Source organism: Parenemella sanctibonifatiensis (assembly GCF_002250565.1).
Lineage (GTDB): Bacteria > Actinomycetota > Actinomycetes > Propionibacteriales > Propionibacteriaceae > Parenemella > Parenemella sanctibonifatiensis.
This window is the reverse complement of the sequence record NZ_NMVJ01000011.1, coordinates 145,198-168,917: the sequence shown is the minus strand read 5'-3', so window position 1 is coordinate 168,917 and position 23,720 is coordinate 145,198. Positions and strand designations below refer to the sequence as shown.

Below are 23,720 nucleotides of genomic sequence, written 5' to 3'. Positions count from 1 at the left end.
TCAGTCCTCCAGCAACAGCTGGCGTACCACGTCCGGGTCAAGCAGGTCAGCGGTGCCGTCGTCGGTCAGCACCCCGCTGGCGACGCCACGCTTCTGCTCCTGGAGGGCGACGACCTTCTCCTCCACGGTCTGCGCGGCGACCAGCCGATAGACGTGCACCGGCCGGGTCTGGCCGATCCGGTGGGACCGGTCGATCGCTTGGCTCTCGGCGGCCGGATTCCACCAGGGGTCGAGCAGGAAGACGTAGTCCGCCTCGGTCAAGGTGATGCCGACGCCGCCGGCCTTGAGGCTGATGAGGAAGACGTCGGCGGTGCCACTACGAAAACGTTCGATGACGGCGCCGCGCTTGCGGGTGCCGCCGTCGAGATACTCGCTGCTGATCCCGACGGCCTCGAGCTGGGCCTGCAGGATGCGCAGGTGGGAGGTGTACTGGCTGAAAATCAGCACCCGATGACCTTCGGCGCGCAGCTCAGCCACGCGTTCCTGCACGAACGTGCTCTTCTCGCTCGGCCGCTCCGGCTCGCCCATCGAGGCGGCCTCCTTGCGGAGCCGCGACAGGCTGGCGAGGATCTCGATCTGGTGCTGCCCTTCCTCACCGATGAGCCCCATGACGACCTGGCGTTCGTGGTCGAGGCGCTTGCGGTACGCCTGCGCCTCCGCTGGCGGCAACTCGATCGTCACGACCTGTTCGGTGCGCTCGGGCAGGTCGGTTGCGACCTCCTCCTTGGTGCGACGCAGCAGAAAGGGCCGCAACCGGCGGCGCAGCCGGGTCATCGCTTCGGTGGCCTGCGGGCCCTGCTTCTCGATCGGGCTGCGGAACTCTTCACCGAACTCCTTCGACGGCGGGAGGGCGCCCGGGGCGACCAGTTCCATCAGTGCCCAGACATCCCCGACGCCGTTCTCCACCGGCGTACCGGTGACGGCCAAGGTGAAGTCACGATCCAACCCACGCAGCGCCCGGTGCAGCCGGGTCCTCGGGTTGCGCGCGGCCTGCGCCTCGTCGATGACCACGCCGTGCCAATGAATCGCGGCATAGCGCTCCTCATCGAGCCGAGCGAGGGTGTGGGAGGTCACGACGACGTCGACGTCATCGACCTGGAGGGGGTCGCGCAGCCGACTGTCGATGATCCGCACCCGCAGTTGCGGGGTCCACTGGGCGGCCTGGTCGCGCCAGTTCTGCAGCACCGAGGCCGGCGCCAGGATCAGGGTCGGGCCACCGCCATGAGCGCCACCACCGGCTGCCTCGGCGCGGTCGCGCTGGCGTTGGATCGCCGCGAGCACCTGCAGGGTCTTGCCCAGACCCATGTCATCGGCCAGGATCCCGCCCATCGCCGCGTCCCAACGCTGCGACAGCCAGCGGAAGCCGTCCAGCTGGTACGGTCGCAGGTCAGCCTTCACCCCGTCGGGCAGGGCGAGCTCGCGGTGGTCGGGCACCACCAGCGAGCCGACCTGTTGTCGCCATTGGTCCCCGGTACGCCGCGGCTCGGCCAACTCCTGCAGTCGCTCCCACCAGTCGATCCGATAGCGGCTGACCCGCGCTTCTCCGCTGCCCTCGAGACTTGCGGCCTCACCCAGCAGGTCCCGCAGTCGTTGCATCGTCGCGGTCTGCAGGTCGATGTATTGCCCGTCGTCGAGCACCAGCAGTTCCTCACCGGTCGCCAGGGCTGCAATCAGCAGCCCCATCTCGACGGGGACCCCGTCGACCTCGACCTCCAGGGCCAGGTCGAACCAGTCGCGATCCTTGCGATCGTTCGCCTCCCAGACGATCTCCGGCTCGGCAGGCTGATAGTCGAGCACGTCGCCGCGGCTGTCGAGGAAGAGATCGGGGTGGGCGTTCAGGATCGGTTCGATGTCCAACCCGAAACGGCAGGCCTCGACCGGGTCGAGGTCGTGCTCGCCGGGCTTGAGCCATCCGGCCAGGTCGGGATGTTCGGCCTGGATCCGCTCGAGGAAGGCATGCTCGACCATCACATCGCGGCCGTTGCGGATGGGGCCGTGCAAGGGTCGACGGCTTTCCCCCTGCGCCCACTGCCAGGCGAGAACGGCCCCGTCGGCGCCCCGGCCGGTCAGGATGGCGCCGAGCCGGAGCGGTTCGTCAGTCGGGTCGGCCTCGACCAGGAGTGATCCAAGCGTGCGCAGGCTCGGAATCCACTGCTCGCTGAAGACGGCCTCATCGTCGGCGGGAATCTCGAGCGGCTCATCGACCAGTTGGAGGGCGAGGTCGTCACCGACCACAGGCGCGACGATGAGCAGCTCTCCCTCGTACGCCACACAGGACGTGGGCGGGGTCCCCACCAACATCAGCCGATCCGCGGACCACGGGACCGTGGTGGCGGTGTCGAGCAGCAGTTTCTCCTCCCGCCGCAGCCGGGCATGGATCTCCACGGGCGCCTCCGCGCGGATGTCGAGGTCGACGTGGTCACCCCACACGTCCTCGGCCGCGATGACGACGCCGGCCTCCCGGATCCGCGGCAGCGACTCCCACCAGCGTTGCCCGACCACCTCCAGTGGCACCTCGGTAGCATTCATCCAGCGTCCGAGCAGCGCTCCGACCGCCGACACCTGCTCGGGCTCGAACTGCTTGTTCCGATAGCCCTCGGCGACGTGGTGCCAGCCGAGCTGCTTGTTCCAGGTGCCCTTCTGGGTCCGCAATCCGGGTCGTAGCGCGACGAACCCGGTGCGCGGCTCGATCTGCAGCACCAATGCCAGCGGCACGGTCGTCGGCGTCGCCCGCCGCGACTCCAGAATCTGCCGGGCCGTCGGCATCCAGTCCTTGCTGAGTGGCCCCTGGGCCAGCCACCACTGGGCCACCAGTCGGTGGTCGCAACCCTTGACGCCGCAGCTGCAGCGCGTCGGTGCCCTCCCGTAGAGCGCCGGCACGTCGAGCTCGACGCCCTCGCGGGGGAATCGCAACACCCCGGACCATGGGTCACCACTGACCACCGGCTCGGACATGGTGGCGGCAATCTCCGCTGCCTGCGGCCACTTCTCGAACGTACGCTCGCCTGTCTCGGCGTACATGCGGCGCAGCGCTGCCTGCGGGTCGTAGCTGCGGCCGTATGGGTCGGGGTCGTAAGGCTGGGGGCGGTGCGGGGCCATGGAAAGAGTATGCGTGCTGGGTCCGACACAATTCACTGCCGGTCCGACGCCCGGGCACAGCATCCCCGCATGTGCGCTTGGTCCAAGGAACGCCCGGACGCTCAGGACCGCCGGCTCACCGCATACCGAACCATCTCCCGCGCCGCGTTCTCGGCTCCGACCGGCCGCGCTCGTTCCTGCAGGGCCACCGCACTGCGACGCATGCTCGGATCCGCCAACAACCTGGTGACGATCCCCGGTAGCCGGCGCCGCCTGATGTCGCCCGGGGTGAAACGTGCTGCGTTGCCGTGGCGTACACACTCGTCAATGTTGAATCGTTGCTCCGCCTGCAAACCGATGCCGGCGAAGGGCGCCCCGGAGGCACAAGCCGTCTGTACGGTGCCCTCGCCGCCGTGGATCACCGACGCAGCGATCAACCCGGCGAGTTTGTGGGCGGGCAGGAAGTCATGGACGTGCACATTCGTGGGCAGCTGCTCCCGGTCGCCCGCACGGAGGAAGCGGCCCAAGGTGGACACGATCTCGACGTCGAGCTCGGCAACCTGGTGCAGGATCTCCAGCCCGAGCCGGCGGTTGCCCGAGGACCCCAGACCGACGTACACGAGCGGCCGTCCGGTCGCGGCCAGCGCCGCGACTTCATCGGGCAGGTCGTCGCCCACCTGCGCATAGATCGGCCCGACGGCGATCTCACTGGCGCTGGTCTCTTGCTGGTTGAGATGGGCGAACAGTGATGCGATCAGGTTGAGGTCGCCATCGAGCGCCTCGAGCGTGCTCGATGGCAGTCGCACCCGGTGCTCGGCCGCCGCCCGCACGATCGACGCCGGCTTCCACCTGATCGTCGGAAGCACGGCTCGCACCAACCGACCGGCCAGTTTGTTGACCTGGCCGCCCAGCCAGGTCTCGCCCTGGCTGACGGGGAAGGAATCCATGACGGCCAGGTGGCTGCGGCTCATGGCGTATGGACGCACGTAGATCAGCGGGACGCCGGCCGCCCGGGTGGAGATGAAGGTCGACAGCGTCGTGCCGATGACCACGCAGTCGGGATCCCAACTCCGATAGAGATCGAGTTCGCTCGCGACCCGCTCCCGCATCATCTTGGTGGTGAAGGGGTGCCGCAGGCTCCGCCCCTGATCGGCAGCGATCAACTGATCGGCCTGCTCCTCGGTCAGCTCGGGAGCCAGCAGGTCGATCGGAAATCCGGCCTCGCGTACGTGGTCAACGAACCGGCGAGAATACCCCATGAACCGGACCTCGTGGCCCCAGCGCCGCAGCTGTCGTGCCACCTCGATCCCTCGGCTGGTCTCGCCCAGATTGAAGGTCTCGGGCGCGAACAGCACCCTCAGTGGTGTGCCCCCGTACGCCATGTGGGCCCCGTGGGAATCGAACCCACAACCCGCGGATTAAAAGTCCGCTGCTCTGCCGATTGAGCTAGAGGCCCGGTGCGGTGCCTCAGCCTACCGCCAGCGGCCGGATCTCGCGCGCGGTCATGGCAGGCTGGGCGCATGTTCTGGATCGGGTTGGCGGTGGTCTTCGTGCTGGGCGTCGCCGTCATCGCGTACGGCTCCTGGTCCGACGGCCGGCGCCGCCGCCAGCTGCACGAGCCCCCGCCGATCCCCGGAGTGGCTGACCAACCCCGCCCGAGCTACCTCACTGCCGACGAAGTTTCGACGCCTGCACCCCCTGATGCCACCGCGCAGGCCGCTCTGGCCGAGGCCGTACGCCAGCAACCTCAGGCCACTGAACTGCGGGGGCGTCTGGAAACCACGGCGGCGATCACCGGCGGTGACCCGCAGCATCCCTGGGCGGTGCTCGAGGCCCCCACGGTCCTGGTGTTGACCGATGCCCCGACGTTGCCACGGGAATTGGTCCCGACGCTGAGCCGGTTTCGACACCGCGCGCTGCTGGTCGCCTCTCCTGGCTTGCCCGACGAGCTGATTGAACTGCTTGAGGTGAACACCCGACACTCGGGCCTGCCCGTGGCCGCAGCGGCACTGGACGAGGAGCCGCTCACCCGATTGGCCGACCTGACCGGCGCCACTGCGGTGACCCGCGCCCAACTGCAAGCGGACTACCTGCCCTCGACACGGCTTGGCCACGCCGACCGGGTTGCGCTCACCGGGGACACGCTCCTGCTGTGGGACTTCTCCGGGAACTCTCAGCCTTCGGTCTCAAGTGAGACTTGAGGGATAGTTCTCAGCCCCATCCAAGCTCGTGCAGCCGCTCGTCGCTGATGCCGAAGTAATGGCCAACCTCGTGGATGACCGTGATGCGGACCTGCTCCACGATCTCGGCTCGGGTGCGACAGATCGCTGCGATCGGCAGTCGATAGATGAAGATCCGGTCGGGCAGCACGCCGGCGTAGTGGCTGTCGCGAGAGGTCAGCGGCACCCCCTCGTAAAGCCCCAGAAGGTCCGCCCGGGCGGGATTTCTGTCCTCGACCAGGATCACCAGGTTGTCGACCTGGGCGATCAGGTCATCGGGCACCTGATCGATGGCGTCGTCGACGAGCGCCTCGAAGTCTTCCTTGCTGATCTCCATCGCCACCGACTCTAGCCAGCCAGCCGAATGACATTGGTGTCATTTTAGGAAGCGACTCGGCGTGTCCTGTTGCACGAAGAGTCAACTGAGGTTCGTGGTGTTGATGTGAAAGCTGTGACGCAGTTAAGTTCACTGCCAGTCAGGCGTCGAAAAGTGACGGACGGGGGTGCTATCGGCACCCGGGGAAACCGGCAACTCACCCATCGGCGAAACCCAACAACGGCTATGGGAAGGCCGTGGGAGGAACGACGTGAAGAGTGTGCTGCGCAAGGCCCGCATGGCCTTGGCCACAGGAGCAGTCCTGGTGGCCCTCACCGCAACCGGTGCCGTCATGGGCCCCGTTGCCTCGGCCTCGACCTTGGTGGTCACCCCCGCTATCGGCGTGAATGTCCGCAGCGGCCCCGGCATCCAGCATCGGGTGTTGGGCGCGCTGCCGCGCGGCACTCAGGTTGATGCTCGCGGCGACTCCCAGAACGGCTGGACGCCGGTGAGCTACCGCGGCCAGGAAGCCTGGATCTCCAGCGAGTACCTGTCCAACGGCGGCAGTGGCGGCGGCAGCAATGACCGGCCCAGCAACGATGGCGCTGAGGGCGTACGTCGCACCACCGCCAACCTCCACATCCGCACCGGCCCCAGCATTCGCGACCGCTCCGTGACCGTGGTCCGCAAGGGCACCGAGCTGCGCCTGACCGGCAAGGTCACCAACGACTACTCCGAGGTCGAGTACCAGGGCCAGAAGCGCTGGGCAGCCACCCGCTACCTCAGTGGGGCCAGCGGCCCCTCGACCCCGCCCAGCGACCCGAACCCCGGAGAGAACCCGGCGGTGACCGGCGTTCGGTACGCCACCGTCGCCCTCGACATCCGCTCCACCTCGGCCAACAACTACCGACGGATCGCCGAGGTGCCCACCGGCACCAAGCTGGAGATCACCGGTCGGGTCGAGAACGGCCGGATGCAGATCATCTACAAGGGTGCGCCCCGCTGGGTCACCGCCAAGTACCTGTCGGAGAACGAGCCCTCCGCCGGCGGTGGCGGCGGCGGTGACAACTTCAACCCCGGCGCGAAGGTGCCCTATCACAGCAGCCACAACGGGCTGACGGCCAAGTCCAAGGGCGTGATGGCGGATGTGTACAGCCACTTCCAGCAGTTCACCACGATCTACGGCTACCGCAATGGCTCCGGTTCGGACCACGGCAGTGGCCGCGCGATCGACTTCATGCTCCCCGCGCCCTACATGGGCAACCAGCAGCTCGGCTGGGCGGTGGCGAACTACGCCCGCGACAACGCCTCCCGGCTCGGCATCGACTACGTGATCTTTGCCCAGAAGATCTGGAGCCAGCAGCGCTCCCGTGAAGGCTGGCGTGCCATGGCCGATCGCGGCAGCGACAACGCCAACCACTACAACCACGTGCACATCTCCGTACGCCCCTGACCACGCTGGTCTGCGACGCCCCGGCCCCGGTGGCCGGGGCGGCGCAGTTTCCACCCAGGCGCGCCGACCTGTAAAGTGCACGAGTGGCTTGCCACAGGTCCCCATCGTCTAGCGGCCTAGGACACCGCCCTTTCAAGGCGGCAGCGCGGGTTCGAATCCCGTTGGGGATGCCACCCAGAAACCCCCGTGCGCGGGGGTTTTCTGCTGTCCGGGGGCGTACGCGATCGGCCATCTGGGCCGATCGGCAGCGGTTTGGGCGAGCCAGTCCGCCCTGGGCCGTGCGATAACGACGGTAACTTCGCCCGATGCGCGCCTCAGGAGCAGATCGGGGCGAATCGCCGTCGATTTTTGCACGCTCGGCGTCGTACGCCGTGCAGATCCGTCGACTCGATGCCCGGGTCGGGGCGTGGGGGCACGAAATCGTGATCGAGTTGACGACAATGCACGGACCCGGGGCGGTGTACACCGCGCGTGCGGCGCGGCGGGGGTGGCGTACTGGTGTGGTGGCGTACGCCAGTGGCGCAAGCAAAAAAAGGGGGATGTGCACTCAACCGAACGGGAGTGGGGTGGTGGCCAGGGCCGGGCTCGAACCGGCGACCTTTCACTTTTCAGGCGAACGCTGCTACCAACTGAGCTACCTGGCCAGGCCGGCGCGAAAACCTTCGCGCTGGCGACCCCGACGGGACTCGAACCCGCGACCTCCGCCGTGACAGGGCGGCGCGCTAACCAACTGCGCCACGGGGCCTCAACAATCCGGTGACCGGATGATTCAGCCTGCAGACCGAAGCCTGCCGAAGAGAAAATATAGCGTACGGATCGGCGCGACGCGAATCGGATTCGGGGCGAGTTTTCGAACCAGCTCCACGCCGCTGCCCCGGCCTCACTCCGGCGGCAGCGCGCGCCTCGGACGGTGCTTGTCCTGATGCTCGGGCTGGGCCCACGGGGACCGCTGCCGGCGCGGCTTCGGTTCGCTGGTCTCAGCGCTGCCACCAGTCGCCTCGGGGTCGCCACCAGTCGCGACGCCCTCGGACTCCGGCACCGTTCCGAGCGCCCGCTGCGGCACCACCGTGGACTCGGGATCCTGCGTCGGCTCCGGCTCAAACGTCCGTCCAGGAGCGGGCTCAGCTCGGTCGGGCTTGGCCACCGCCGGCTCGCGTGCCGCCGTCGTGTCCTGGGACTCCTCCCCCAGCCTCGGCGGCGTGTGCCCTCGGGAACCGAAGACCAGGGCCGCGACCACCACCAGCGCAGACGCCAGCGTCGGCCAGGCGTCCCAGCCCTCGGGGCGTACGATCCGCGTCGCGGGCAGCGCCAGCCACAGCAGCGCCAGGCCCGCGGGCAGCACGATCGCGGTCGGCACCCGCGCCGCCGTCCGGGGAGCCATCCGTACGCCGGCGCCACCCGCAGCCGCCAGGATCGGCAGCAACCACAGATGACCGCCGGTGCCCGGCGCGGGTTCAGCCAGCACCACCCCCAGGCCGACCAGGCCCAACGCCACCCACTGTTGCTGGGCGCCACGCGCGCCACCGCGATGCCATCGCAGCGCGGCCAGGAACGCCAACGCGACCGCCAGCACCGGGCCCACCACGACCAGCGGATGGCCAGGATGCCCCGTCATCTGCGCCAACCAGCCCGCCAGCGAATCCGGCGCCATCGGCAACGTGCCAGCCATCAGGCCTGACCACAGCGAAGCCGTCGCGCCCGGGGCGGCGACCAGCCCCAGCAGCGTCGCGCCCCCGAAGGTGATGAGCGCCGTCCAGCCGGCGCGATGCCGCCCGGTCAGCAACAACAGGGCAACCACCACCAGGGTCAGCGGCGACATCGCCGCGACCAGCCCGGTGCCGATGCCTTCGGGAACCACCCGTTCCCGGTCCCATCGCCCGCCGAGCTTCGACAGCGGCAGCCAACGCCGCCACAGCCCATCGCCCGGGGCGAGATCGAGCAGCACCACCAGCACCAGCAGCGGCCCCAGCGCCGGCGGCTCGTTCAGTCCGACCAGGCCCGGCCACAACGAACTGATCAGCACCACCACGCCGCTGGCCGCCACGCCGGCGCGCCAGCCGCGCAGCCCGGCCCGATGAGCCAGGTGCGCCAGCGCCAGCCCGGTCAGCACCAGCAGCGCCACCAGCCCGCCGATCCGCGCCGCCACTCCAGCGACCAGCACTCCGAAGGGCATCAGCACCGGGACGGTCGGCTCGGCGTACACATCGCCACCGCTCCACGCCAACCGAAGCTGTTCGACGTAGGGGTCGGTCACGCCCGAGAAGCCGTGCTCGTGAGCGATCCAGGCACACCACACCAGCACCCCGACCGGCAGCAACGCAAAGCCGATTCGACCGACCCATCGCCGGTACGGCGTCCCGATGGAGCGCCGGTACGGCGTCCCGATGGAGCGCCGGTACGCCGGCGTCCCGGCACCGATCAGCAACTCGACACCGAGCACCACGAACAGGACCACGATGCCCACCACCACGACCGCAGTGCCCCACAGTTCGTGGCGGGCCAGCCAGCGCGGCGTCGCCGCGAACGGGTCGATCAGTGCTTGCCAGGGCTGCAACACCGCGGCACCGCCGACCACCAGGGCAGCCAACCGGCCGACCGGGGACAGACCGGCGACAGTCGCCGTGCGCTGCCGCGTGACCACCGCGCCGACCAGCAGGGGCAGCCCGGCCGCGCCGCCGAAGGGCCACGGCAGCAGCAACACCAGCGGCAGCACCAGCAAGCCCGCCGCCAGCCACGGCGCGCTCGACGCGAACAGCAGGGCCAACACCAGCGCCACCGCGGCCATCGCCAGCACCGTCAGCCACACCATCATCGGGCTGGTCTGGTGAGCCGCGTCGGCGAAGATCGCGATCGCCGACTGCGGCGTGGTCGGATTGTCGGTGTTGAAGACGACCATCCCGGGCAGCACCCGAGTCCAGTAGTCGACGGTGGCGCCGGGCAGCAGGACCGCGGCCGCGCCATGCCCGACCACCGCAACCCCAGCTGCCAACAGCGCCGGCTTGACCCGTCGCAGCAGCGCCAGCGCCACGATCACCAGCACGGCAGGCGGGAACAGCGCCGTCACCAGGCCGGTGAAGAAGCCGGTGTCCCGGCCCGGCGGCCCCACCAGCAAGGCCACGAGTTCGAGGGCGAGCAGCCCCACCAGCAACGGCACCAGACTGCCTTGCGAGAGCGCGTGCACGATGCCGGTCGCGCCGATCGCCAGCGCTGCCGCCAGTCCGATCAGCCAGCCGCGGACCCCGGCATAGCGGGCCAGCCGGGCGTACGTCGCAGCAGTGCCGGCGGTCAGGATCAGCGCTGCGACGAAGGGGCCGGCGCTGGTCAGCGGCAGGCCGAGCAGCGCGCCGAACGGGGCGTACCAGAAGTCCGCCTCATAGATCGGCAGCCCCAACAGGAAACCCTGGGTGGCATCGGAGACATCGCTCATTCGCGGCAGATAGGGCTGCCAGGGCCACCAGCGTTGACTGCCGGTGACCGCGGCGGCGGCGACCGGCACCACGATCGCGACGGTGAGTGCGATACCCAGCCACCTCGGGGTACGGCGACGGTCCCGTGGGTCAATGCCCATCAACCATTGCCATCCTCGGGCCAACGCATGCACCCGGCCAGTCTTACAGATGGCCCGACATCGGGCTCCCTCCCGCGCCGCCGCTCCCCTAGGCTGACGACATGGAGACCTTCGTCAAGGACCAGCCGCCGGGCGACACCGCCTTCGCCTACGAGGCAGCCGGGCTGCGCTGGCTCACCGACGGACTGCCCGACGACACCCAGCTCCGGGTGGTGCGGGTGGCGCAGGTCTCTGACGATCAGCTCGAATTGGAGCGACTCCGTCATGACGCGCCCAGTCCCAGCGAGGCCGAGGCCCTCGGTCACGGCCTGGCGCGGCTGCACGACGCCGGCGCCCCACTCTTCGGAGCCCCGCCGGCCGGCTGGGAGGGGGACGGCTGGATCGGCAGCCAGCCGATGAACCTGCGCCCCACCCTCACCTGGGGCGCCATGTATGCCGAGGACCGGGTGTTGCCGTACGCCCGCAAAGCCGCTGAGGTCAGCAACCTCGACGCCGACGGGCTGCGCGCGATTGAAGCGCTCTGCGAGCGGATCGCGGCCGGCGAGTTCGACGACGACGCGCCACCGGCCCGGATCCACGGGGACCTGTGGGCCGGCAATGTGGTCTGGACCCCAGACCCGGTCCTGATCGACCCGGCCGCGCACGGCGGCCACCGGCTCACGGACCTCGCGATGCTGGGACTCTTCGGGGCGCCCCACCTGGAACGCGTGTTCGCGGCGTACGACGAGGCCAACGACCACCTGCCCGACCAATGGACCGAGCTGTTGGACCTGCACCAGCTCCATCCGCTGTGCGTCCACGCCGTCACCCACGATGCCAGCTACGGCGCCGAGGCCAGCCGCATCGCCCAGCGCTACGCCTGACCCCCACCAGTTTTTCGCACCCCGCTGCCCCAGGGACACGCCAAGCGCCACGCGAGGACTCGCGCAGCGCTTTGCTCAATACACCCTGACGGGGATCAGCCTTGGGCTCGTTCGGCCTCTTCGGCTTCGCGTTCGGCCTGAGCCAGCTTCTCCTCGAGGGCTTCCTTGTCGCGCCGGAACTGGACGGCGGGCGGCACCGCTTGGTCACCGACAATCGTGATCGCATGCCGCGGCCACGCCAGGTAGCGCACACCGAGGTTGATCATCGCCTGGATCCGGTTGCGGCCACCGAGCAGCTGGTAGAGGTGCACCAGCACCCACATCATCCAAGCCGGCAGACCGGTCAGCTTGATCTTGTTGGGCAGTTCGGCGACCGCCGAGCTGCGGCCGATCGTGGCCATGGTGCCGAGGTCGTTGTATTCGAAGTCCTCGGCCGGTTCGCCCTTGAGGGCGCGCACGATCTCGTTGGCGACGTGGGCGCCCATCTGAAGTGCCGGCTGGGCCAGACCCGGCACCGGCTTCTCGGAGATGGTCGCGGCATCGCCGGCGGCGAAGATCGAGTCCTCCCCTTCCACCCGCAGGTCTCGGGTGACCTTGATGCGGCCGCCGGCGCCCTGGGGCAGACCCCAGTCGCCCACTTCTTGGTGCCCGGCCACGCCACCGGCCCAGACCACCAGGTCGGCCGGCTCGGTCTCGCCGTTCTTGAAGACGACGTGGTCCGCGAAGACCTCAGCGATGGCCGTGTTGGTCAGTACGCGTACGCCGCGCAGCTCCAGCTGGCGACGGGTGTAGCGACGCAGCGAGTCGTCGAAGGGGCCGAGCAGGTGGTCGGTCATCTCGACCAGCGCCACTTGGACGTCGGAGATGGTCAGCTCCGGATACATCTCGGGGATGCCGGAGTTGCGCAGTTCGGCCAAGGTGCCGGCCATCTCGACACCGGTGGGGCCGCCGCCGACGACCACCATCGACAGCTGCTTGTTGCGCGGCACCTTGCCGGCGGCCTTGCGCTCCAGGCCATGCAGGATCACGTCACGCAAGCTGATCGCCTCGGAGCGGGTGTAGAGCGCCATCGCGTATTCTTGTGCGCCGGGAATGCCGAAGAAGTTGGCACCCAGACCTTGGCTGAGCATCAGGAAGTCGTAGTCGACGCGGGTCCCGTCGTCGAGGACCACCTGCTTGTTGACGCGGTCCAGCCCGACCATCTTGCCGAGGCGGAAACGGGCCCCCGCGCCGGCGGCGAGCGCCCGCAGCGAATAGGTGACGTCGCCCGGGTTCAGGCCACCGGTGGCGACCTGATAGAGCAGCGGCTGGAACGTGGTGAAGGCGTTGGCGTCAATCAGGGTGACGTCGACGTTCTTGCGCTTGAGTTCGCGGGTGGCGGCGATTCCAGCGAAGCCAGCCCCCACGATGACGACCTTGGGCCTACGACTTGGTTTGTTCACTGAGCCATTGTCTCACTGCCCGCAACCGGCGCCACCCCGGCCGTTGCCAGCTGATCGTCATGGTTGAGCCGCTCACGCACGCCGGCGACGAAGGCCGCCATCGTCGCAAAGGTCTCGCTCCGCGCGGGTTCCTTGGAAAGGGTCAGGTCGTGCATGCCGCCCTCGATCCGGCTGATCAGCACGCGGCGCCCCAGGTGATGGGCCCGCATCGCGATCTGTTCGACGTCCAGGACGATGTCGGCGTACGCCATCTGTGGCGACCACCGCAGCCGCAGGTCGGATCGGGTCGAGCACATCACCAGCACCGGAGCCTGGATGTCGAGCCCCTGGGCGACTCGTTGGTGGCCCCGCAACGCCGCCCGCAGCCAGCCCACCCGGATCGGCTGGGAGGGGTTCGGCTTGAGGGTCAGGTCGTAGTCCCACGGGCCGTCGTAGCGGCTGTGGATGGTGCGGGCATAGAAGCCCGTGTCATGCATCGGCAGCACCGTCGTCGGCCGCCGCCGACCGATCCCGGACAGCAACGTGGCGCCCAACGCACGCCCAGCCGCCGACCCCTGAAATTCCAACCACGGTGAGTTCAGCACCAACGCGGCCGCCCGACCGGGCCGGTCATGCGCCCACAAGGACGCCACCAGCCCGCCGGTCGAGTGACCCATCAGCCAGACCCGGTCATGGTGCTGCGCCACCAACTCGTAGGCACGGTCAACTTCCTCGTAGTACTCGGTGAGGTCGTTGACATAGCCGGGCAGCTGCCCGTCGATCAGGCTTCTGCCACAGCGCCGCAGGTCGAGGGCGTAGAAGTCCACCTCGCGGTCGGCCCACCACTGCGCCACGTGTGCCTGGAAGAAGTAGTCGTTCCAGCCGTGGAGATAGAGGACCGCCTCGCGGGGGTGGCGGTCAGCCTGGTCACCAGACATCTCGGCCCGCTCCTGCGACGGCGCGTCACGGTCCAGTCGGACCACCGTCGCGTACGGGTCATCGACAGATTCGCCGACGACCTCAGGCACGTCATGGAGAGGGAGACGCCTCGCGGAAAACCCGCCGAGGAAGTCAGGATGCCAGTCGGACTCAGCTGGCGGAGTATCGGCCGTAGCCGTCCCCGTCGTCATCGGTGGCACCGTAGGCCTCCGCGAGATCGGCGTACGCCTCGGGGATGTCGTCCGGATCAGGGACGTCCGGCTGCTCACCCCTCAATTCTCGTTCCAGAGACTGCAGGTCGGTGTTCACCGAGCGATACTTCAACTCGCGAGCAACCTTGGTCTGCTTCGCTTTAGCACGGCCGCGCCCCATCGGGTCGACCCCCTCGCACTTTGCCGGACGTATCCGGGGCTTCAACTGGTCAATGTCGTGCCACACAGATTAGCGAATAAACCGCCGGGGACCAAAGGTCACACGTTCTCGCCGGCGTGGTGCGCCCTGGGCGACCATTCCGTCGGTCGTCGGGACCGCTCCCGACGCTCAGCAGCAGCGCCTCAGACGTGCGCCCCCTCCAGCTGTACCCCTGCCCCAGCGCCAATCTCGCCGCAGCGCCACGCCTGCGGGAATCGGGTCAGGATCGGCTCGACCGACGCCTGCGGGACGATCAACACCATCCCCACCCCCATGTTCAGGGTGGCCTCGATGTCAGCCTGGCTGACGTTGCCGACCCGCTGCACCAGATCGAAGATCGCGCCGGGCTGCCAGCTGGCCCGGTCCACCACGCCGCCCAGTCCTTCGGGCAGCACCCGGGCCAGGTTGTTGGCCAGCCCGCCGCCAGTGATGTGGCTCATCGCGTGGACCTCGACCTCGGCGATCAGCGCCAGCAGTTCCTTGGCGTAGATCCGGGTCGGTTCCAGCAACTCCTCCCCCAGGCTGCGGCCCAGCTCGTCGACGTGTCCGGTCAGGCTCATTCCGGCATCGGTCAGCAGCACCTGCCGCACCAGCGAGTAACCGTTGGAGTGCAGGCCCGAGGAGGGCAGCGCAATCAGCTGGTCACCGTCGCGGACCCGGTCGGGGCCCAGGATCTTGTCCCGTTCCACCACCCCGGTGGTGGCGCCGGCAATGTCATACTCGGTGGGCTCCAGCAGCCCGGGATGTTCGGCGGTTTCGCCACCGAGCAGCGCACAACCGGCCAGCACGCAACCCTGCGCAATGCCGGCGACGATGTCAGCGATCCGTTCAGGCTGCACCGAGCCACAGGCGATGTAGTCGGTGACGAACAGCGGTTCGGCGCCGACGACCACCAGGTCGTCGACGAGCATACCGATCAGGTCCTGCCCGATGGTGTCATGCTTGTCCATCGCCTGTGCCACGGCGACCTTGGTCCCGATCCCGTCAGTGGAGGTCGCCAACACCGGCTGCTGGTAGCGCTGCAGCGCCGACGCGTCGAAGAAACCGGCAAAACCACCCAGCCCGCCCAGCACCTCGGGGCGCCGGGTCCGGCGTACGTGCTCCTTCATCAACTCCACGGCGCGGTCGCCGGCTTCGATGTCGACGCCGGCGCGGGCGTACGCAGAGGGCTGGGACTCGCTCATACGAGCCGCTCCTGATTCTCGCGCTCGACCGGGATGCCCGGAGCTTCGGCGCGGGTCGGGATGGACACCGGATAAACACCGTCGAAACAGGCCCGGCACAGGTCGCTGCCGGGCAGTTCGGTGGCGGACGTGAGGCCCTCAAGGCTGACGTAACCCAGCGAGTCCGCGCCGATCGAGGTGGCGATCTCATCGACGCTGAGACCCGGGGCGATCAGTTCGGCGCGGGTGGCGAAGTCGATGCCGTAGTAGCAGGGCCACTGAACCGGCGGGGAGGAGATGCGTACGTGCACCTCGGCAGCGCCCGCCTCCCGCAGCATCCGCACCAGTGCCCGCTGGGTGTTGCCGCGCACGATCGAGTCATCGACCACCACCAACCGCTTGCCCGCGATGACGTCGCGCAGCGGATTCAGCTTGAGGCGGATGCCGAGCTGACGGATGGTCTGGCTGGGCTGGATGAAGGTACGCCCGACGTAGGCGTTCTTGACCAGGCCGACGCCGTAGGGGATGCCGGAAGCGCCGGCATACCCAATGGCACCGGGGATGCCGGACTCCGGCACCGGGATCACCAGGTCGGCATCGGCTGGATGCTCCTCGGCCAGGATCTCGCCGATCCGGACCCGGACCGAGTGCACCGGCCGCTCGCGGATGGTGGTGTCAGGGCGCGCCAGATAGACGTACTCGAACAGACAGCCCTTGGGCTGGGCCTCGGCAAATCGGGTGGTGCGCAGCCCGTCGGCGTCGATCGTGATCATCTCGCCGGGCTCGACCTCCCGGACGAAGGAGGCCCCGACGATGTCCAAGGCCGCGGTCTCGGAGGCGACCACCCAGCCGTTGGCGAGCCGACCCAGCACCAACGGTCGGATGCCTTGGGGGTCGCGCGCGGCGTACAGGGCGTTCTCCTCCATGAAGGTCAGGCAGAAGGCGCCCTTGAGTCGCGGCAGCACTTCCATGGCGGCCTCGGCGACGGTGCGGCCCAGGGCGCACATCAGCGCGGTGATCAGCGCGGTGTCGCTGCTGGAGTCCATCCGCTCCTTGTGGGGCACCGGGCCGGTGCTGATGGAGGCCAGCCACTCCTCGAGCTCGTCGGTGTTGGTGAGGTTGCCGTTGTGGGCCAGCGCAAGGCCGCCGTGGCCGGTGGATCGGAAGGTCGGCTGGGCATTGTTCCAGACGCTGCCGCCGGTGGTCGAATACCGGGTGTGGCCGATGGCGATGTCGCCCGGCAGCGAGTTCAACGCGGTCTCGTTGAAGACCTGCGACACCAGACCCATGTCCTTGAGCACCATGATCCGGCGGTGATCGCTGACCGCCATGCCGGCGGACTCCTGGCCGCGGTGCTGGATGGCGTACATGCCGAAGTAGGTGAGCTTGGCGACTTCCTCGCCCGGGGCGTAGACGCCGAACACTCCGCACGCATCCTGCGGGCCGTGGTCCTGCGGGTCCAACTCGTGGGTCAAGAGACCGTCGGGGGGCAACACACCGACAGCCTAGTGGGTGAAGTCGTCGACAGCCGAAATCCGTCACCGACGATAGCGCTAGGATCGTGTTGCGTAATTCGACCCAGAATCCTCGCATTGCCCCTTCCAGCAAGGCATACCTACCCTTGCTGAGCACCGCCTTGCCTTGCTGGAAATGCCCCGACGCAGGGGCAAGAATGAAGCCATGAGTAGCGCTGCCCGTACCGGTCCCGGCCCCGAGTCCGTCACGTCCACCGCCGTCGACGATGCCCGCAGCCAGAGCAGCCAACTGGCCGCACGCCTCAACTGGCTGCGAGCTGCCGTGCTCGGCGCCAACGACGGCATCGTCTCCGTGGCGGCCACCGTCGTCGGTGTCGCCGCCGCCACCACCGACGTACGCCCGGTGCTCATCGCCGGCGTCGCCGCCGTGATTGCCGGCGCCCTGTCGATGGCCGTCGGTGAATACGTCTCGGTCTCCAGCGCGTCGGACTCCCAACGCAGCATCATCGACCGGTTGCGTGGATCACTGCGCCAGGACCCGGCTCGCGAGCATGCCGCGCTGCGAACCGCCCTGCAACAGCAGGGACTGAGTGCCGCGACCGCCGAGGCCGTCGCCACCGAACTGGGGCAGCGCAGCGGACTGAGCGCACACCTGCGCACCCGGTGGCACCTCGACGTCGACGAGGTGCTCAACCCGTGGCACGCGGCGTACGCCTCCGCACTCGCCTTCTTGGCCGGCGCGCTGCTGCCGTTGCTGACGATCCTGCTGACGCCGGTCGACATCCGGATCCCGGTCACCGGGGTGGCCGTGCTGATCGCGCTCACCATCACCGGCTACGTCAGCGCCAAGCTGGGCGAGTCCTCGGTGCCGCGATCGATCCTGCGGATCGTGCTCGGCGGTATGGCCGCGCTGCTGCTGACCGGAGCGGTCGGCAGCCTGCTCGGCTGAGTGGGCTGCCGGGGCTCTCAGGACCGACGGTCGCGCCAGCGTTCAACGACGGCGTCCGCGTCAAGCACGCGGACGATCTGGCCAGGCATCGGCGCCCCGCGACGGTGATGCTCGCGGACCCGCCGATTCAGGTCGGTGACCAGGTCGCGTACGACCCGCTCGTCGCGAATGTCCGCCACGGTTTCGTCGATCTCGGCGACTTCCTTGCGCAACTGCATGCCGGGCGGCAGCGGCATCGAGAGGCCCTCGCGCTCGAGCTTCGCCTTGATCCACCAGTTCTCGTCGGTCTGGCGCAGATTACCCAGCGGTTTGCCGGCCCCGGGGAGGTTGTCGAACTCTCCTCGCTCCTGGGCCTCACGAATCTGCCGGTCGATCCAGTGCTCACCCATGGCCCAAGGTTACGCCGCGAGGTCGGGGAGGCGGCCTTCCTCGCGACCCTGGTTGTAGGCATTCAGCCAGGTCTCCGCGACGATCTCGTGCCCCATCGGGGTCGGGTGAATGCCGTCGGCGGCCAGCTCGGCCGGCTCGTGACCCTGCAGGGCATCGGCCATCGCAGCCTCCAGATCGACCACGACCAGATTGCGTTGCGCGGCCAGCTTGCGAATCACCGCCACCTTGCCGTCGAGGTCCTCGTGATACGTGGCAACCTCCTCGTTGGCGTCAACGATGAAGGGGATCACCACCATCGTCGGCAGCGGCGCAATGCGATCCAGCAACCCGCGGTAGCCCTCCTCGAATTCCTCGACCGAGGTGGGCTGGTTGCGGCTGAACCGCCGCCAGGTGTCGTTGACGCCGACGTAGAGGCTGACCAGGTCGGGCTGGTGGCCCAGGCAGTCCTCCTGCAGCCGCGCAGCGACGTCGGGCACCGTGTCACCGCTGACGCCGGTGTTGATGACGGTGGCGCCACCGTGTCGGGAGAACTGCTCGGCCAACAGGCGTACGTAGCCCGCGCCGAGCGCCTCAGGATCCTCGCGGCGGCGACAGTCCGTGATCGAGTCGCCAATGAAAACGATCGTACTCATGGGCGGAGCCTACCCGCGGAATCCTCCGGCGGCATCCTGCGACCGCCGAAGAATCCCGCTTCTTTGCGCCAGTCGAGCTCAGCGCTGCAACTCGGCGCACCGGCCCAGGAAATCGGCTTCGGCCCGGCAGGCGTTCGCAAAGTCCCCCAGATGCAGCGATTCGTCGATGCCGTGCATCCGGGAATCCGGGTCGGCGACCGCGGTCACCAACACCGTCGCCTCGGGGAAGGCGGCCTGGAAATCGGCGACCATCGGGATCGAGCCACCCTGGCCGACGAACACCGGCTCCCGACCCCAGGCCTGCCCAAAGGCCGCCTGGGCGGCGTCGGCGTACGGGCCTTCGAAGGGCACCTGCCCCGGCTGCCCGGCTTCGCCGTCATGGACGGTCACCTTGGCTCCCCAGGGTGCATGCGTACGCAGGTGCTCGGTGAGGGCGGACATGGCCTCGTGGGCGTCCTGGCCCGGAGCCACCCGCATGCTGACCTTGGCGCGGGCCGAGGGCGCGAGCACGTTGGCGGCCTTGTCGACCGGGGTGGCATCAATGGCGAGCACCGACACCGAAGGCTTGCGCCACATTCGGCCAGCGAGACCGTCGGTGCCGATGGTCTGGACGCCTGGCAGCATCCCCGACTCGGTAGCAACCCGTTCGGCCGGATAGTCCAGGTCGGGCTCCTCGGCGTTGCGTACGCCGGCCACCGCCACATTGCCAGCGTCGTCGTGGAGGGTGGCGAGCAGCCGGCACAGGGTGGTGAGCGCGTCGGGGACGACGCCACCGAACTGGCCCGAGTGCAGCAGCCGGTCCGAGGTCTCGACCTCGACGACGCAGTCAGCCAGGCCGCGCAGCGTGGTGGTGAAGGCCGGCGCACCGACCTCCCAGTTGCCCGAGTCAGCGATGACGTAGACGTCGGCGGCCAGCAGCTCGCGGTGTTCGGCCATCAGGTCCGCCAGCGTCGGCGACCCCATCTCCTCCTCGCCCTCGACGAAGACGGTGACACCAACCGGGGGCTGGCCACCCCAGGCGCGAAGGGCGGCCAGGTGGACGGCGAAGCCGCCCTTGTCGTCGGCCGCGCCGCGCCCGTACAGGCGGCCGTCGCGTTCGGTGGCAGTGAAGGGATCGCTGTGCCACTGGTCCACCGGCCCGGTCGGCTGGACGTCGTGGTGGGCGTACAGGCAGATGGTCGGAGCGCCCTTGGGCGCCGGGTAGCGCCCGATGACCGCAGGCTTCCCACCCGCGGCGGACACGATGCGTACGTCGGGGCATCCTGCGCCGGTGAGGAGTTCGGCGACCGCCTCCGCGCTCGCCTGCACCTGATCGGCGCGATCCGGGTCCGAACTGACTGACTCGATCGCCACCAACCGCTTGAGGTCCGCGAGGGCCCCCGGGATTTCGGCCTCCACCGCTGCTGCACGAGAACTCATGCCGGTCAGGTTAGTGGGTCGGACGTGTGGGGTGGTCGGGAGCCACGGCCCCGCTGCGCTACCGCTGGAGGCTGTAGTTGTGCAGGTCAGGCGTACGCCTCTCACGGCCGCAGATTGCGGGCCTCCCAGATGGCCTTCATGCCGACATCCTCGGCCAGGATCTTCTCGCGGCGCTCCGGCTCAAGGCCCTTGAGCACGTCGACCGCTTCCGCCATGCCGAGTGGGTTGACGATGGCGGCGAGCCGCGCGGACAACTCCGGCGCCTGCTCGACGGTGACCGCCTCCACCGGCTGGCCCGTCAGCACCGCCAACGCCTTGGTGGCTTCGAGCTGGATTTCGGGCGCCAACTCCCCGGAGTCGTCGCTGCCCTGCAGGACCTCCACCTGTACGCCGGCCGCCGCCAGCGCCGCGCAGTAGCGCTGCACCGCATCCGGGTCGGCCTGGATGGTGCCGGCGATCACGTCGGCCGGCACCCCAAGGTTGCTGGCGACCGTGGCCATCCCCTTGCGCGGCGGCGTGGGCACGATCGGTGTCATGAGGATGTTGCGGGCAGCCCGCTCGGGGCTGTTCGGCGGCGGGAAACGGTGCCAGCTCGGCGCCTCGAGCAGGTCCGCCACCACCAACCCCTCGATGGTGTCCGGGGTGGTCGGCGCCGAACTGCGCCGCAGCACCTCCGCCACCACCTCAACGTTGTCGCGCCGCGCCTTGCGCAGCCGAGTCCCCTGCAGGAAGAGCCGTGCAGCCTCCTTGTCGCCGGCGCCCAACACCAGATCGGCACCGTAGACGCCGACGAGCGGGCGTTGCGCGGGGATCACCATCGCCTTGTCGATCGAGCGAAGCGGAATGTCACCGGCCGGGCCGCTCAGGATGCCGGTACCGAAGTCGACCGAGGCAGACCGGTAGCCCCGCAGCCACGTCCAGAAGATGAGGATCGACCCGCCTGCGCCGAGCACGAAACCGATGGCCAGTCCGATGATGACGCTGGTCGACGACGAGCCGGTGATGTTGCCGATCGCTCCGCCACCCACGGTGACAGCGATCGTGATCACCACCACGCCAATGATGAGGAAGGCTGCGTTGCGGGCGTACATGTTCGGCGCAAGCTCGTGGGTGCCCGACATCGGCTGCATCGCCATGGCGGGCTCAGGCACCCATCGCGGCCGGGATCGGTGCGGTCCAGACCTCGCGGATCTCAGCCAGGTCAAGGCTGATCAGGCCGTTGATCTCGAGCGCCGGGGCACCGGTCACCTCACCCAAGCGGGTCAGTTCGACGCCGTGCTCCTCGCAGAGCTCGCGCAGCCGACGCAGGTGCTGGCCGGCGAGGCTGACCAACGCGCGGCCGGCGGATTCACTGAAGAGCTGGACAGCCGGTTCGTACGCGGCCCCCTCCCCGGTCGGCAGCGTCAGCGCGACGCCCTGGTCGTGGCGGAGCGCCGACTCCACCAGCGCCTGGGCCAGACCGCCGTCCGCCAGGTCGTGGGCGGAGCTGAGCAGGCCCTCGGCCGCGGCCGCACGCATCACCAGTGCCAGTCGGCGTTCGTGATCCAGGTCGACCTGCGGCGGCTGGCCGCCGAGGTGGCCGCCGTGGACGACGTCGGCCCACTGGGAACCCGACATCTCCTCACGGGTGGTGCCCAGCATCACCACGGCGTCGCCGGGGTGGCTGAAGCCCATCGGCGTACGCGCGGCGACGTCGTCGATCACACCGAGCACACCAACCACTGGCGTCGGCAGGATCGCGGTCTCGCCGGTCTGGTTGTAGAAGGACACGTTGCCGCCGGTGACGGGGATGCCGAGCTGCTGGCAGCCGTCCACCAGCCCCAGGATCGCCTCGACGAACTGCCACATCACCGCCGGATCCTCGGGCGAACCGAAGTTGAGGCAGTCGGTGATCGCCACCGGTTCGGCGCCGACCACGGCAACGTTGCGATACGCCTCCGCCAGCGCCAGCTGGGCGCCCAGATAGGGGTTGAGGTAGGCGAATCGACTGTTGCAGTCGGTCGCCAGGGCGATCCCCAGACCGGTCTCCTCATCGATTCGGATGACGCCGGAGTCCTCAGGCTGGGCCAGCACCGAGTTTCCTCGGACGTAGCGGTCGTACTGGTCGGTCACCCAGGACTTGTCGGCAAGGTTCGGCGATCCGACCATGGTCAACAGCGCCTGCTTGAGGCCCTCGGGGCTGTTGTCGCGCGGCAGCTCGTTGGCGTCGTCGGCCATCACGGCGTCGATCCACTCCGGCCGGCTGTAGGGACGGTCGTAGGTGGGGCCGTCGTGGGCGACAGTGCGCGGCGGCACATCGACGACGGTTGCGCCGTGCCAGTCGATCACCAGGTGCTCGCCGTCGGTGACCTCACCGATGACGGTTGCCTGCACCTCCCACTTGCGGCAGATCGCCATGAAGGCATCGACCTTGTCCGGAGTGACGACCGCCATCATGCGTTCCTGGGACTCGCTCATCAGGATCTCTTCGGGGCTCAGGGAGGAGTCCCGCAGCGGCACCAGGTCGAGATCGACGTGCATGCCGCCGTCACCAGCGCTGGCGAGCTCGCTGGTGGCACACGACAGTCCCGCGCCGCCGAGATCCTGGATGCCGCTGATGAGGCCCTCGGAGAAGAGCTCCAAGGTGCACTCGATCAGCAGCTTCTCCATGAAGGGGTCGCCGACCTGGACGCTGGGGCGCTTGGCCGGGCCGTCCGAATCGAAGGTCTCCGAAGCCAGCACCGAGACACCGCCGATGCCGTCGCCGCCGGTGGCTGCGCCGTACAGGATCACCTTGTTGCCGACGCCACTGGCATGGGCGAGGTGCAGGTCCTCGTGCCGCAGTACGCCCACGCAGAGTGCGTTGACCAGCGGGTTGCCGGCGTAGGTCGAGTCAAAGACGACCTCGCCGCCGATGTTGGGCAGGCCCAGACAGTTGCCGTAGCCGCCGACGCCGGCGACGATCCCGGGCATCACGCGGCGGGTGTCGGGCGCATCCAGCGGGCCGAACCGCAGCGGATCCATCACGGCCACCGGGCGGGCGCCCATCGCCAGGATGTCGCGCACGATGCCGCCGACACCGGTCGCGGCGCCCTGGTAGGGCTCCACGAAGGAGGGGTGGTTGTGTGACTCGGCCTTGAAGGTGACGGCATAGCCGTGGCCGATGTCGACCACGCCGGCGTTCTCGCCGATACCGGCCAGCAGCGGCCCGCGCGGGGTGTCCTGGCTCAGCGCACCGAACTTCTTCAGGTGGATCTTGGAGGACTTGTAAGAGCAGTGCTCAGACCACATCACCGAGTACATCGCCAACTCACAGGCGGTCGGGCGGCGGTCGAGGATCGAGCGGATCCGCTCGTACTCGTCGGGCTTCAGCCCGAGCTCGGCCCACGGCTGGGCGATGTCGGGAGTCTGCTGAGCATCGTTGACGGTGTCGGCCACGGACCCA

Annotated in this window: 18 protein-coding genes and 4 tRNA genes; 5 read left to right on the top strand and 17 right to left on the bottom strand. The window is 68.9% G+C overall.

Annotated elements, in window-relative coordinates:
• The 3 genes from CGZ91_RS13745 to CGZ91_RS13735 form a co-directional block, all read right to left on the bottom strand.
• A complete protein-coding gene (locus tag CGZ91_RS13745; protein ID WP_144276923.1) occupies positions 1–3,099 on the bottom strand; it encodes a DEAD/DEAH box helicase in 3,099 nt (1,032 codons plus the stop codon).
• 101 nt (positions 3,100–3,200) lie between these two features.
• Positions 3,201–4,433, bottom strand: coding sequence for a glycosyltransferase (locus CGZ91_RS13740; RefSeq protein ID WP_229116642.1), 1,233 nt, complete (start codon positions 4,431–4,433; stop codon positions 3,201–3,203).
• 28 nt (positions 4,434–4,461) lie between these two features.
• A tRNA-Lys gene (locus CGZ91_RS13735) sits at positions 4,462–4,534 on the bottom strand.
• A gap of 64 nt (positions 4,535–4,598) precedes the next feature.
• Here CGZ91_RS13735 and CGZ91_RS13730 point away from each other — a divergent pair.
• Positions 4,599–5,279 carry a hypothetical protein gene (locus tag CGZ91_RS13730; RefSeq protein WP_094456047.1) on the top strand — a complete coding sequence of 227 codons (681 nt, stop codon included), beginning with the start codon at positions 4,599–4,601 and terminating at the stop codon, positions 5,277–5,279.
• Positions 5,280–5,289: 10 nt separating this feature from the next.
• Here the strand turns inward: CGZ91_RS13730 and CGZ91_RS13725 are convergent, their stop codons facing one another.
• Entirely contained in the window at positions 5,290–5,634 is a 345-nt protein-coding gene (locus tag CGZ91_RS13725) for a metallopeptidase family protein (RefSeq protein ID WP_094456104.1), read from the bottom strand.
• A gap of 250 nt (positions 5,635–5,884) precedes the next feature.
• Between CGZ91_RS13725 and CGZ91_RS13720 the strand changes: the two genes are divergently transcribed.
• Together CGZ91_RS13720 and CGZ91_RS13715 are read left to right on the top strand one after the other, a co-directional pair.
• Entirely contained in the window at positions 5,885–7,066 is a 1,182-nt protein-coding gene (locus CGZ91_RS13720; RefSeq protein WP_094456045.1) for an SH3 domain-containing protein, read from the top strand.
• A gap of 97 nt (positions 7,067–7,163) precedes the next feature.
• A tRNA-Glu gene (locus CGZ91_RS13715) sits at positions 7,164–7,239 on the top strand.
• A gap of 394 nt (positions 7,240–7,633) precedes the next feature.
• Here CGZ91_RS13715 and CGZ91_RS13710 read toward each other — a convergent pair.
• From CGZ91_RS13710 to CGZ91_RS13700, 3 genes are all read right to left on the bottom strand, one after another.
• A tRNA-Phe gene (locus CGZ91_RS13710) sits at positions 7,634–7,710 on the bottom strand.
• A 24-nt stretch (positions 7,711–7,734) separates the two neighbouring features.
• Positions 7,735–7,811, bottom strand: a tRNA-Asp gene (locus CGZ91_RS13705).
• A 135-nt stretch (positions 7,812–7,946) separates the two neighbouring features.
• Positions 7,947–10,634 carry a glycosyltransferase family 87 protein gene (locus CGZ91_RS13700; protein WP_094456043.1) on the bottom strand — a complete coding sequence of 896 codons (2,688 nt, stop codon included), beginning with the start codon at positions 10,632–10,634 and terminating at the stop codon, positions 7,947–7,949.
• Between the two features lie 101 nt (positions 10,635–10,735).
• On the opposite strand from CGZ91_RS13700, the gene CGZ91_RS13695 reads away from it, so the two are divergent.
• Positions 10,736–11,497, top strand: coding sequence for a fructosamine kinase family protein (locus CGZ91_RS13695; RefSeq protein WP_094456041.1), 762 nt, complete (start codon positions 10,736–10,738; stop codon positions 11,495–11,497).
• 95 nt (positions 11,498–11,592) lie between these two features.
• On the opposite strand, the gene CGZ91_RS13690 is transcribed toward CGZ91_RS13695, so the two are convergent.
• From CGZ91_RS13690 to purF, 5 genes are all read right to left on the bottom strand, one after another.
• Positions 11,593–12,939, bottom strand: coding sequence for an NAD(P)/FAD-dependent oxidoreductase (locus CGZ91_RS13690; protein WP_094456039.1), 1,347 nt, complete (start codon positions 12,937–12,939; stop codon positions 11,593–11,595).
• Positions 12,936–13,946 carry an alpha/beta hydrolase gene (locus CGZ91_RS13685; RefSeq protein WP_229116641.1) on the bottom strand — a complete coding sequence of 337 codons (1,011 nt, stop codon included), beginning with the start codon at positions 13,944–13,946 and terminating at the stop codon, positions 12,936–12,938. The genes CGZ91_RS13690 and CGZ91_RS13685 overlap by 4 nt, the downstream gene beginning before the upstream one ends.
• A gap of 61 nt (positions 13,947–14,007) precedes the next feature.
• Positions 14,008–14,229, bottom strand: coding sequence for a DUF3073 domain-containing protein (locus CGZ91_RS13680; RefSeq protein ID WP_094456035.1), 222 nt, complete (start codon positions 14,227–14,229; stop codon positions 14,008–14,010).
• Positions 14,230–14,411: 182 nt separating this feature from the next.
• Complete coding sequence (purM, locus tag CGZ91_RS13675; protein ID WP_094456033.1) at positions 14,412–15,452, bottom strand: phosphoribosylformylglycinamidine cyclo-ligase; 1,041 nt, start codon at positions 15,450–15,452, stop codon at positions 14,412–14,414.
• Entirely contained in the window at positions 15,449–16,927 is a 1,479-nt protein-coding gene (gene purF / locus CGZ91_RS13670) for an amidophosphoribosyltransferase (protein WP_179229385.1), read from the bottom strand. The genes purM and purF overlap by 4 nt, the downstream gene beginning before the upstream one ends.
• A gap of 184 nt (positions 16,928–17,111) precedes the next feature.
• Between purF and CGZ91_RS13665 the strand changes: the two genes are divergently transcribed.
• Complete coding sequence (locus CGZ91_RS13665) at positions 17,112–17,855, top strand: VIT1/CCC1 transporter family protein (protein ID WP_094456031.1); 744 nt, start codon at positions 17,112–17,114, stop codon at positions 17,853–17,855.
• Positions 17,856–17,872: 17 nt separating this feature from the next.
• Here the strand turns inward: CGZ91_RS13665 and CGZ91_RS13660 are convergent, their stop codons facing one another.
• The 5 genes from CGZ91_RS13660 to purL form a co-directional block, all read right to left on the bottom strand.
• Positions 17,873–18,244, bottom strand: a complete 372-nt coding sequence (locus CGZ91_RS13660) for a DnaJ family domain-containing protein (protein WP_094456029.1) — start codon at positions 18,242–18,244, stop codon at positions 17,873–17,875.
• A 9-nt stretch (positions 18,245–18,253) separates the two neighbouring features.
• A complete protein-coding gene (locus CGZ91_RS13655) occupies positions 18,254–18,877 on the bottom strand; it encodes an SGNH/GDSL hydrolase family protein (RefSeq protein WP_094456027.1) in 624 nt (207 codons plus the stop codon).
• A 78-nt stretch (positions 18,878–18,955) separates the two neighbouring features.
• Positions 18,956–20,296, bottom strand: coding sequence for a dipeptidase (locus CGZ91_RS13650; protein WP_094456025.1), 1,341 nt, complete (start codon positions 20,294–20,296; stop codon positions 18,956–18,958).
• Positions 20,297–20,397: 101 nt separating this feature from the next.
• Complete coding sequence (locus CGZ91_RS13645) at positions 20,398–21,432, bottom strand: hypothetical protein (protein ID WP_094456023.1); 1,035 nt, start codon at positions 21,430–21,432, stop codon at positions 20,398–20,400.
• 7 nt (positions 21,433–21,439) lie between these two features.
• The gene (gene purL / locus CGZ91_RS13640) at positions 21,440–23,713 is read right to left on the bottom strand and encodes a phosphoribosylformylglycinamidine synthase subunit PurL (RefSeq protein WP_094456021.1); all 2,274 of its coding nucleotides are present in this window, start codon (positions 23,711–23,713) and stop codon (positions 21,440–21,442) included.
• Between the last annotated feature and the right edge of the window lie 7 nt (positions 23,714–23,720).

Bases quoted from the DNA above. Each gene is read 5' to 3' on its own strand.
- CGZ91_RS13745 (WP_144276923.1), bottom strand. From the start codon at position 3,099: ATGGCCCCGCACCGCCCCCAGCCTTACGACCCCGACCCATACGGCCGC.
- CGZ91_RS13730 (WP_094456047.1), top strand. From the start codon at position 4,599: ATGTTCTGGATCGGGTTGGCGGTGGTCTTCGTGCTGGGCGTCGCCGTC.
- CGZ91_RS13725 (WP_094456104.1), bottom strand. From the start codon at position 5,634: ATGGAGATCAGCAAGGAAGACTTCGAGGCGCTCGTCGACGACGCCATC.
- CGZ91_RS13700 (WP_094456043.1), bottom strand. From the start codon at position 10,634: ATGGGCATTGACCCACGGGACCGTCGCCGTACCCCGAGGTGGCTGGGT.
- CGZ91_RS13695 (WP_094456041.1), top strand. From the start codon at position 10,736: ATGGAGACCTTCGTCAAGGACCAGCCGCCGGGCGACACCGCCTTCGCC.
- CGZ91_RS13680 (WP_094456035.1), bottom strand. From the start codon at position 14,229: ATGGGGCGCGGCCGTGCTAAAGCGAAGCAGACCAAGGTTGCTCGCGAG.
- purM (WP_094456033.1), bottom strand. From the start codon at position 15,452: ATGAGCGAGTCCCAGCCCTCTGCGTACGCCCGCGCCGGCGTCGACATC.
- CGZ91_RS13665 (WP_094456031.1), top strand. From the start codon at position 17,112: ATGAGTAGCGCTGCCCGTACCGGTCCCGGCCCCGAGTCCGTCACGTCC.
- CGZ91_RS13660 (WP_094456029.1), bottom strand. From the start codon at position 18,244: ATGGGTGAGCACTGGATCGACCGGCAGATTCGTGAGGCCCAGGAGCGA.
- CGZ91_RS13655 (WP_094456027.1), bottom strand. From the start codon at position 18,877: ATGAGTACGATCGTTTTCATTGGCGACTCGATCACGGACTGTCGCCGC.
- CGZ91_RS13650 (WP_094456025.1), bottom strand. From the start codon at position 20,296: ATGAGTTCTCGTGCAGCAGCGGTGGAGGCCGAAATCCCGGGGGCCCTC.
- CGZ91_RS13645 (WP_094456023.1), bottom strand. From the start codon at position 21,432: ATGGCGATGCAGCCGATGTCGGGCACCCACGAGCTTGCGCCGAACATG.